We start from the raw sequence: 9,186 nt of genomic DNA, 5'->3' as shown, positions 1-9,186 counted from the left end.
ACTCTCGGCCTCCGAGCGCGCGGTGAGGTGGGCTGCCGCCACCGCGGCCGGCCGGAAGATCCCACTGCACCTCGTCCACGCGGTGGACTTCGCGCCGTCGGGCTGGACGAAACTTCCCTTCTTCCGCCCCTCGCAGGTCTTCGAGTGGAGCGAGGCCGAGGCCCAGGCACTCCTGAAGGAGGCTGCAGAGACCGCCGAGGCGGTGGCGCCGGACCTCGAGATCACCGCCGAGCTCGCCCTCACCGGAAGCGCCAAGTGGCTCGTCGAACTGTCCCGCACGTCGCGCATGATCGTCCTCGGGGCCACCGGCGGCACCAAGCTGGGGGAGGCGTTCCTCGGTTCCACCCCGGTCTCCGTCGCCGGTCATGCCGAATGCCCGGTCGTCGTGGTGCGGGGACCGGAAGGGCCCGTCCCCGACGAGCGACCCGTCGTCGTCGGCGTGGACGGCAGCCCCGCGAGCCGCCGGGCGGTCGATCTGGCGTTCGAGGAGGCATCCTGGCGCAGGGTCGACCTCGTCGCCGTCCACGTCTGGAGCGACCTGAAGGTCGGGGAGATCGACGAGTCGCCCCTCGACTTCGATCCCCGCGCGTTCGAGGAGTACGAGCACTCCCTGCTGTCCGAGTGTCTCGCGGGCTACGGCGAGCGCTATCCGGACGTGACGGTCCACCGGAAGGTCTACGTCGACGGCCCCCGCGCCCATCTGCAGTCCTGGAGCGAGAAAGCCCAGCTCGTCGTGGTAGGGACCCGCGGCAGGGGCGGCTTCAAGGGGATGGTGCTCGGTTCTACCGGAAACGCGCTCATGCGCGAGGCGCGCTGCCCGGTGATGGTGGTGCGACCGGTCACCTCCTGACGGCGGTAGTGTGCGGGGCACGTGGACGATCGCGCCCCCGAACGGGGGTGTGCAGCAGGGACGAAGGTGGCGCATGCGCATCGGGATGGGACTGAACTACAGCGGAGGTTTCGCGGAGACCGCGGCGGAGGTGGCCGACCTGGAGAAGGCCGGCCTCGACATCGTGTTCGTACCCGAGGCCTATTCGTTCGATGCGGTGAGCCAGCTCGGCTATCTGGCGGCGAAGACCTCCCGGGTCGAACTCGCCTCCGGCATCCTCCAGTTGTTCACCCGGACACCCACGCTCACCGCCATGACGGCGGCCGGTCTGGACTTCGTCTCCGACGGCCGATTCGTGCTCGGTATCGGCGCGTCGGGCCCTCAGGTCATCGAAGGTTTCCACGGCGTTCCCTACAACGCGCCGCTGGGACGCACCCGTGAGATCGTCGACATCTGCCGGCAGGTGTGGCGCCGCGAGAAGGTGGACCACCAGGGCAAGTACTACCAGATCCCGCTGCCCGAAGACCGCGGCACCGGACTCGGCAAGCCGCTGAAGATCATCAACAAGCCTGTGCGCGAACGTATCCCGATCATCATCGCGTCGCTCGGCCCGAAGAACGTCGAGATGACCGCCGAGATCGCCGAGGGTTGGCAGCCGCTGTTCTACTACCCGGAGAAGGCCGCCGACGTGTGGGGCGAATCGATCGCGAAGGGCAAGGCCAAGCGCGATCCCGCACTCGGCGACCTGCAGATCTACGCGCAGACCCCGCTCGCCATCGGCGACGACGTCGACCACATGCTCGACTGGGTCCGGCCCATGGTCGCGCTGTACGTCGGCGGCATGGGCGCCAAGGGCAAGAACTTCTACAACGACCTCGCCATCCGGTACGGCTACGCGAAGGAAGCCGAGACCATCCAGGAGCTGTACCTGGCCGGCAAGAAGGACGAGGCGGCCGCAGCGGTGCCCCTCGAACTGCTCCGCTCGATCTCCCTGATCGGCCCGGAGGGCTTCGTGCGCGAACGCATCGCGGCCTTCGCGGAAGCCGGGGTCACCACCCTCAACGTCACCCCGTTCGCGGCCGACACCGCCGGGCGTGTGCGACTGATCGAGCAGCTGCGGCAGATCTGCGGCTGACCCATTGAGAAAGGTTCCGCGTGCGATGACCGAGAACAAGCCGATCGTCGTGGCCGTCGACGGATCCGACGCGTCCACCACCGCGGTGAGCTGGGCGGCACGGGCGGCGGCGATCCGTGGCCTGCCGTTGCGCATCGTCACCGTCGTGCACATCCCCGCCTTCTACTACTCCGAGCCCTACCTCGCGCAGAGCTTCCACGAGGAGATGAAGGCAACCGCCCGCGACCGCCTCGACAGCGCGGCCGCGCTCGCCCGGCAGATCATCGACGAGAACCGCCACGGGAACGTCGAGGTCACCACCGCGCAGCTCGAAGGCAAGGTCGTTCCCACGCTCATCGCCGAGGCCGACCACGCGGATCGGCTCGTCGTCGGCTCACGCGGCCTCGGTGAGGTGAAGGGTCTGCTCGCCGGGTCGGTCTCCACGGCGGTCGTCTCGCACGCGAAGGCGCCCGTCGTGGTGGTGCGGGGTCGTACGCTCGACGGCGCTCCGCCGGCGGAAGGGCCCGTCGTGGTCGGTGTCGACGGATCGGTCTCGTGCCGCGACGCGGTGGAGGTCGCGTTCGAGGAGGCATCCGCGCGCGGTGCGACGCTCGTTGCGGTGAACGTGTGGAGCGACGTGAGTGTGCAACCGTCGCTCGGGGCCGTCCCCGACGACCCGCACTGGAGCCGGATCCAGACCGGTGAGGAGGTCGTGCTCGCCGAGCGTCTCGCCGGTTATCAGGAGCGGTATCCGGACGTCGCCGTCGAGCGTGTCGTCGCGCGCGACCGGCCGGTGCGGGTGCTCAGCGAATATGCCGAAGCGGCACAGCTTCTCGTGGTCGGAACCCGCGGCCGCGGCGGATTCAAGGGACTGCTGCTGGGGTCCACCAGCAACGCGCTGATCCAGACCGCCGACTGCCCGGTCCTCGTCGTACGTTCGACCGAGACCGAGGACTGATCCGGGTGGGGCGTCGGCCGAAGTCGTCGACGCCCCCGACCGAGGCGTCAGCCGAAGTCGTCGACGCCACCTTCGCGCAGTTCCCGCCATGCGTCGGCCGGGTGTACGCCGCGGCTGACCGCCCCGTTCTCGATGAGCACTCCGAGCATCTGCGAGAGCAGGAACGCGACGTCCTCGAGGCGTCCGCTCTCGTAGCGGGCGGTCAGCCAGCCCGAGACATTGCCGACCTTGGCGGCCTGCGCCATGTCCAGGGCTGTGCGGAACAACTCGCGGGTCGGATCGTCGATCGGCTGCTCGGTCGGTGCACTCATCGTCGCTTCACTCTCCCGTTTCTTCAGAAACCCACACGCAGGACGACCAGCGGAACGACCGTCAGGTCGAGCATCTCGGCCAGGCGCGACCCGGCGTCCTCCACCCGCAGGGGATGCGTCAGTACCGATGCCGACAATCGCGCGTCGATCGCCGCCAGCCAGCACCGTTCGACGGCCGCGCCCACCCGGATCAGATCGGCCGGTGAGGTCGACGGTGCGGAGAACAGCAGCACCGACTCGCGCGCGATCGCCGATGCCAGCGCATCGACGTCCGGGATCCCCGTCGTGACCAGGGCGTCGCCCGCTGCGCCCTTCCCGTCGAGGGTCGCACTCCACGTGGTGACCACCTCGGAGTTGCCGCGCGGCTGCCAATGGGAGGTCCACGAGAACATCTCGCGCTGATAGTGCGGATGACGGCGGCAGGCCTCCGCCGCATACGCGAGCACCTGGGCCAGGGCGACGGCCTCGTCGTCCGCGAGCAGGCGCACGTCCACATCTGCGATCTCGCCGGCCACGGCGATCATGTCGGCGAGCGTCTCCGTCGGCACCGAGATGTCGGTGAACGATGTGCGGTGGCTGCGCCGGTGCGAGATCGCCGCATACAACCGCAGGTCGCGACCGGCCGGGGTGCCCGGTCCGAGCGTCTCGATGCGCGCGACGAGCTCCGGACGCTGCGGATCGGGCAGCACAGTGGTGCGCGATCTGTTTCCGAGGACCCGGATCGCGAGTTCGAGGTTGGTGAGGGCCGCGCCGCACGAGATCAACCGGTCGACACGCAGCGGGTCCGGGCCCGGCTCGGCGAATTCGAGGCGTTCCTCGAGTTCGGCGCTGTGATCGGGCAGGCGCAGATTCCATGGTTGCGTGTCGTGCACGGAGGGTGCTTCCACCACCGCACGTGCGATGATCTCGGTGTCACCGAGCGACCAGGTTCCGGCATCGACTGTCACGACATCCTCCTCGTCGGCTCGTTCGTCCCACATGTTCGCCTCTACGTTCAGCGTCTCCCGAGCAGCGTCCGCGGGGGAGGGGGAGAAGGTCCTGATATGGATGTCGAACGGCCCCGCGGACGTGGGTATCGCGGTACAGCTGGGACAATGACCGGAAAGCCTGCCAACGAAAGGTGCCCGAGATGACCCGCGTGTTCCTCGTCGACGATCACGAAATCGTGCGGCGCGGCCTGGTGGATCTGCTGAGCAGCGTGCCGGACTTCACCGTCGTCGGTGAGGCCGCCTCGGTGGGTGAGGCCCTGGCTCGCGTACCCGACAGCGGCGCCGACGTCGTGGTGCTCGACGTGCGGCTTCCCGACGGCAACGGTGTCGAACTGTGCCGCGAGCTGCGTACCCGCATGCCGGATCTGCGCGCTCTGATGCTCACCTCGTACGCCGACGACGAGGCACTCTTCGACGCGATCATGGCAGGCGCCTCCGGGTTCGTGCTCAAGCAGATCCTGGGAACCGACCTCGTCTCGGCGATCCGCACCGTCGGAGAAGGCGGCTCGCTGCTGGACAGCCGTGCCACCGCCGCGCTCATGGACCGGATCCGGGCGTCGCGGACGGCCGATCCGCTCGCCGAACTGTCGGAGCAGGAGCGCGCCGTCTTCGAGCTCATCGGTGAGGGCCTGACCAACCGGGAGATCGCCGAGCGGTTGTTCCTCGCGGAGAAGACCGTGAAGAACTACGTCTCGAGGCTCCTGGCGAAGCTCGGCATGCAGCGACGCACCCAGGCGGCGGTGCTCGCCACCGAACTGCGCAACGAGCGCGGCAAGCCGTCGTCCTAGCGCGAGTGATACCGAGCTCGTCCCGTCAGAGCGGGACGGTCCACAGCACCCGCGTGCCGCGCGGATCGGCCGGACCGATCTCGCACGACCCGCCGCACTGCACGGCGCGCCGCTCGAGGTTCGCCAGGCCGCTGCGGCGAGGTGTGTCGGGAAGGCCTGTGCCGTCGTCGAGGATCTCGATCCGGAAGTCGTCCTGAACCGAGACCGACACCGAGATGTTGTCGGACTGCGAGTGGCGCAGCGCGTTGCTCAGCCCTTCGCGGAGGACGGCCTCGGCGTGCGGGTGGATGCGCATCGGGACCAGGGTGTCGATGGGGCCGACGAACTGGACGTTGGGCGCCACCGCGGAGTGGATGCTCAGATCGCCCACGACGTCCAGCAGTCTCCGGCGCAGACTGTTCGATGCCGCTGCGCCGGTGGTGTGCAGATCGAAGATGGTGGTGCGGATCTCGCGCACCGTCCGGTCGAGCTGCTCGATCGCGTGACGGATGACTTCCACGGCGCGTTCGGTGCCCGCACCTTCCGCGGTCGCGCTCTGGAGGCTCATGCCGGTGGCGAACAGACGTTGGATGACGTTGTCGTGCAGGTCCTGTGCGATGCGGTCGCGGTCGGCGAGCACATCGAGCAGACGCTTCTTGCGCTGCTGTTCGGCGAATTCGAGGGCCACGGCGGCAAGGTTCGCCATGGATTCGAAGCGGGCGACGTCCTCGTCGTCCCACGGTTCGGTGCCGGCCTCACGTGTCGCGATGAGTACGCCCGTGACGGTCGACGTCGCCGACAGAGGCAGCACCACCGCGTGTCCGTCGTCGCCCAGCTCCGTCGGTGGCAGCCCGGGGAGGCTGTCGAGATGCATCACCTGGCGGCTTTTGAGAGCTTGCAGCACAGGTGATCCGGTGATGTCGAAGCGCTTGTCCTTCCCGCACGGGAGCGCGGGTGCTGCGGCCTGCAGGCTGCCGTGGTGGCCGTCGACGAGCACGACATAGACCCCCGCGCACCGGGCGAGTTCGCGGACCTGGCCGGTGAGCATCGACAGCGTCTCGTCCACCGATCCGCCCATCAGCAACCGGGAGTTGATGGACGCCATTGCGGTGAGCCATCTCTCGCGAGCGAGGGAGCCCTCGAACAGGCGGGCGTTCTCGACGGCCACGCCCGCGGACATCGCGAGTACCTTGAGGATCACCTCGTCCTCTTCGGTGAACTCGGGGGCGCCCAGCTTCTCGGTGAGGTAGATACTTCCGAAGACCTTGCCGCGCACCATGATCGGGGTTCCGAGGAAACTCTTCATGGGTGGATGGTTCGGCGGGAAGCCGATCGAGGCGGAGTGCTTCGACAGGTCGCCGAGGCGGACCGGCCGGGGATCGTTGATGAGCAGACCGAGGATGCCCCGGCCTTCGGGCAGGTGACCCATCACCTCGCGCTGCGCCGGATCGATCCCGACGTACACGAACTCCGACAGGCCTCCGTCGGCGGCGCGCACACCGAGTGCTCCGTACCGGGCGTCGAGCAGCGAGGTCGCCGCGGAGACGATGCGCTGGAGCATGGAGTCGAGTTCGAGACCCGATCCCACGACGAGCACCGCCTCGAGCAGACCACGCAGGGTGGTCGGGGCGTCGACGGAGTCGCCGAGCCGGTCGCGGAGCTCGGCGAGCAGCGTGTCGATGGCGACGTCGGTGGGTTCGATCATGACTTCTCTTCCAGCAGGTGCAGCGCAGCAAGGACGGCGGCCTCCGACGGATCCGTCTTCGCGCGGCTCAGGTCGTGTGCGGCCCCGGTGACCTCCACGAGAGTCGTGGCCGCGGGCAGGAGAGCGAGTGCCTCCCGCAGTTCGCCGAAGGTACCGAAGGGATCGCGGTCGCCGTGGACGAACACCGTGGGCATCGCGATCCTCGGCAGGTGCTCGGTGCGCGGCTTCTCCGGTTTCCCCGGGGGATGAAGGGGATAGGACAGCAGGACGAGCGCGTCGGCGATGCCGGGTTCGTCGGCCGCGAGCATCGACGTCTGCCGGCCGCCGTAGGAGACACCGCCCAGCAGCAGGGGTCCGGACACCCGTCCACGCAGCTCAGCGGCCGCGGCGGCGACACCCTCACGGTCCTCCGCCGCCCGGGACGACTGCGGGGGTCCCTTGGGTGTGCGCCGGCGGAACGGCAGGTCGTAGCGCAGGGCGAGGAAGCCGGAGTCGGCGAACCGGGCGCACATCAGTTGCAGGATCCGGGCGTCGCAGTTGCCGCCTGCCCCGTGCGTCAGCGCGACCGCCCCCCGGGGACTCCCGTCGGGACGATGCAGGTGCCCGGCCACGGGGCCGGTGTCCAGCAGTTCGACGCTCACACCGATACGGTAACCGCCGCATCGGCGGCGCTCTCGTACCCCTCCGCGCTCTGCCCCAGGTGGCCTACGCTCCGCGCGGCAGCCGTCCCGCTGCCATGCCGCGAGGCACAGGGCCGATGCCGGAGTGGCGGCCGGGGACGAGCGCGGCGTGCCGCCCACCCGGGCCGGGACCCCGGCGAGCGGCCAGCGCGTCGGCGACCGCCCCGGTGACGAAGCCGTAGACGCTCTTGTGGAGGACGTCGACGGCCAGTTCCGAGCGGGGCCACGTCTGCGGCGGTGCGCCGACGCCGGTCGCGTTCTCGAGGATCTGGTCGTTGGTCAGCCGCACGACGGTGAACTTCATCGATGCGAGTGGGCCCCGCAGCCCCACCTCGGCCATGACCGACCGCACCACACCCAGGGCGATGCCCTGACCGAAGTGCATCGCCCAGTTCAGTGCGGTCGAATTCTGCCCGTCGGACTCGGACGCACCCGTCAACCGGGCGAGGACGCGGCCGGGGACGTGCGAGTTCGGCCGCCCGGTGACGGCCTGCTCGATCTTCTCTCCGACAGTCATGGCCGCGACCCCGGCGGCACCGGCGACCAGGCCTTCCCACAGTGCGTTTCTCAGCATGATCGCTCGGGTACCCCTCGCGGGATCGGAACAATCGGCAATCCCGATACGGCAGGTCCCGGGACGATACGGTGAGGAAGCGATGACCGGCGCGATGCGACCCGGGGGTACGCGCGACGGAATGTCGGTGCGGCACTCCGCGATCAGTGGTGCTCTGCTCGGTGTGGCGCTCATGGCGGCGATCGACGAGATCGTCTTCCACCAGATCCTCGGCTGGCACCACTTCTACGATCGCTCCACGCCCGCGGTGGGTCTCGCCTCCGACGGCCTGCTGCACACTGCCGAGTTGCTCGTTCTCGTAGCGGGATTCGCGTTGCTCGCGGACGTGCGTCGCAGACATGCCCTTGCAGTACGGCACTTCTGGGCGGCCCTGCTCATGGGTGCCGGGGGATTCCAGTTGTTCGACGGACTGGTCGACCACAAGGTGCTCCGCATCCACCAGATCCGGTACGACGTCGACGTGTGGCCCTACGACCTGGCGTGGATCGGAGCGGCTCTCGTGTTCCTGATCGCCGGTGCTGCGCTGTGGTGGTCGGCGCGGCGGAACGTCCGCACCGTCGGGCTCCCGGACGGATAGGAGCCGTCGGTGCACGACCATCCGACGTACACGGGGCCGGGTGTGCTCGCCCTCGTCGTCCTGATCGCCGCAGGGGTGGGGGTCGCGCTGTACACCGGTGCGGCCGTGCGGCTGCGCCGGCGTGGCGACGCGTGGCCGCGGTGGCGTGACGCGAGCGTCGTCGCGGGCGCCGGTGCCGTCGCCGCCGCGGCGGTGCTGCCCTTGCCCGGTGGTCCGTTCACCTCCCACATGACCGGCCATCTGCTGGTCGGCATGGTCGGACCGCTTCTGATCGTGCTGGGCAGGCCGATGACGCTGCTGTTGAGGAACGTCCCGGGAGGACGCACACGCACCGGTCTGCTCACCGTGCTGCATTCACGTCCGGCCGGTCTGCTGACGGTGCCGGTCGTCGCGGCAGTCCTGGACATGGGTGGGTTGTGGGTGCTCTACCGGACACCACTGTTCGCGGCAATGCACGACGACGTGCTCGTCGCGACTGCCGTCCACCTGCACGTCTTCGCTGCGGGGATGCTGTTCACCGTCGCGATCTGCCGCCTCGATCCGCTCCGGCGCAGGTACGGTCTCCCGCACCTCGCGGTGGTGTTGCTCGTGGCCGGCGCCGCCCATTCGGTACTGGCGAAGACGCTGTATGCGCAGTCACCGCCCGGTACTACCTTCGATGTGCCCGATCTGCAGACCGGTG

11 protein-coding genes are annotated in these 9,186 nt (G+C 69.2%); 6 read left to right on the top strand and 5 right to left on the bottom strand.

What is annotated here, in order from left to right; translation table 11 throughout:
* The 3 genes from R1101_RS0110520 to R1101_RS0110510 form a co-directional block, all read left to right on the top strand.
* Positions 1–850 (top strand): universal stress protein (locus R1101_RS0110520; protein ID WP_016933394.1); only part of this gene is annotated, 850 nt, incomplete at its 5' end.
* Between the two features lie 73 nt (positions 851–923).
* Entirely contained in the window at positions 924–1,964 is a 1,041-nt protein-coding gene (locus R1101_RS0110515; protein WP_016933393.1) for an LLM class F420-dependent oxidoreductase, read from the top strand.
* 25 nt (positions 1,965–1,989) lie between these two features.
* A complete protein-coding gene (locus R1101_RS0110510; protein ID WP_026003122.1) occupies positions 1,990–2,901 on the top strand; it encodes a universal stress protein in 912 nt (303 codons plus the stop codon).
* 47 nt (positions 2,902–2,948) lie between these two features.
* Here R1101_RS0110510 and R1101_RS0110505 read toward each other — a convergent pair whose 3' ends face one another.
* Both R1101_RS0110505 and R1101_RS0110500 read right to left on the bottom strand, forming a co-directional pair.
* Entirely contained in the window at positions 2,949–3,212 is a 264-nt protein-coding gene (locus R1101_RS0110505) for a hypothetical protein (protein WP_016933391.1), read from the bottom strand.
* A 23-nt stretch (positions 3,213–3,235) separates the two neighbouring features.
* On the bottom strand, positions 3,236–4,159 hold the full coding sequence (locus R1101_RS0110500; RefSeq protein ID WP_026003121.1) for a nitroreductase family protein: 924 nt from the start codon (positions 4,157–4,159) through the stop codon (positions 3,236–3,238).
* A 182-nt stretch (positions 4,160–4,341) separates the two neighbouring features.
* Between R1101_RS0110500 and R1101_RS0110490 the strand changes: the two genes are divergently transcribed.
* A complete protein-coding gene (locus R1101_RS0110490) occupies positions 4,342–4,989 on the top strand; it encodes a response regulator transcription factor (protein WP_037222806.1) in 648 nt (215 codons plus the stop codon).
* A gap of 25 nt (positions 4,990–5,014) precedes the next feature.
* On the opposite strand, the gene R1101_RS0110485 is transcribed toward R1101_RS0110490, so the two are convergent.
* From R1101_RS0110485 to R1101_RS0110475, 3 genes are all read right to left on the bottom strand, one after another.
* Positions 5,015–6,673, bottom strand: coding sequence for a sensor histidine kinase (locus tag R1101_RS0110485; protein ID WP_016933387.1), 1,659 nt, complete (start codon positions 6,671–6,673; stop codon positions 5,015–5,017).
* A complete protein-coding gene (locus R1101_RS0110480; RefSeq protein ID WP_016933386.1) occupies positions 6,670–7,314 on the bottom strand; it encodes an alpha/beta hydrolase family protein in 645 nt (214 codons plus the stop codon). Before R1101_RS0110480 ends, R1101_RS0110485 begins: the two co-directional genes overlap by 4 nt.
* Before the next feature lie 64 nt (positions 7,315–7,378).
* A complete protein-coding gene (locus tag R1101_RS0110475; RefSeq protein ID WP_016933385.1) occupies positions 7,379–7,927 on the bottom strand; it encodes a hypothetical protein in 549 nt (182 codons plus the stop codon).
* Positions 7,928–8,009: 82 nt separating this feature from the next.
* On the opposite strand from R1101_RS0110475, the gene R1101_RS0110470 reads away from it, so the two are divergent.
* Positions 8,010–8,504 (top strand): DUF2243 domain-containing protein, encoded by a 495-nt coding sequence (locus R1101_RS0110470; RefSeq protein ID WP_037222805.1) that lies wholly within the window; start codon positions 8,010–8,012, stop codon positions 8,502–8,504.
* Between the two features lie 9 nt (positions 8,505–8,513).
* The coding region (locus R1101_RS0110465) for a cytochrome c oxidase assembly protein (protein WP_016933383.1) at positions 8,514–9,186 on the top strand (673 nt) is incomplete at its 3' end.

It is taken from the genome of Rhodococcus sp. R1101, assembly GCF_000278445.1.
In the GTDB taxonomy this organism is placed as follows: domain Bacteria; phylum Actinomycetota; class Actinomycetes; order Mycobacteriales; family Mycobacteriaceae; genus Rhodococcus; species Rhodococcus gordoniae.
This window is presented reverse-complemented; position numbering and strand designations above follow the sequence as displayed.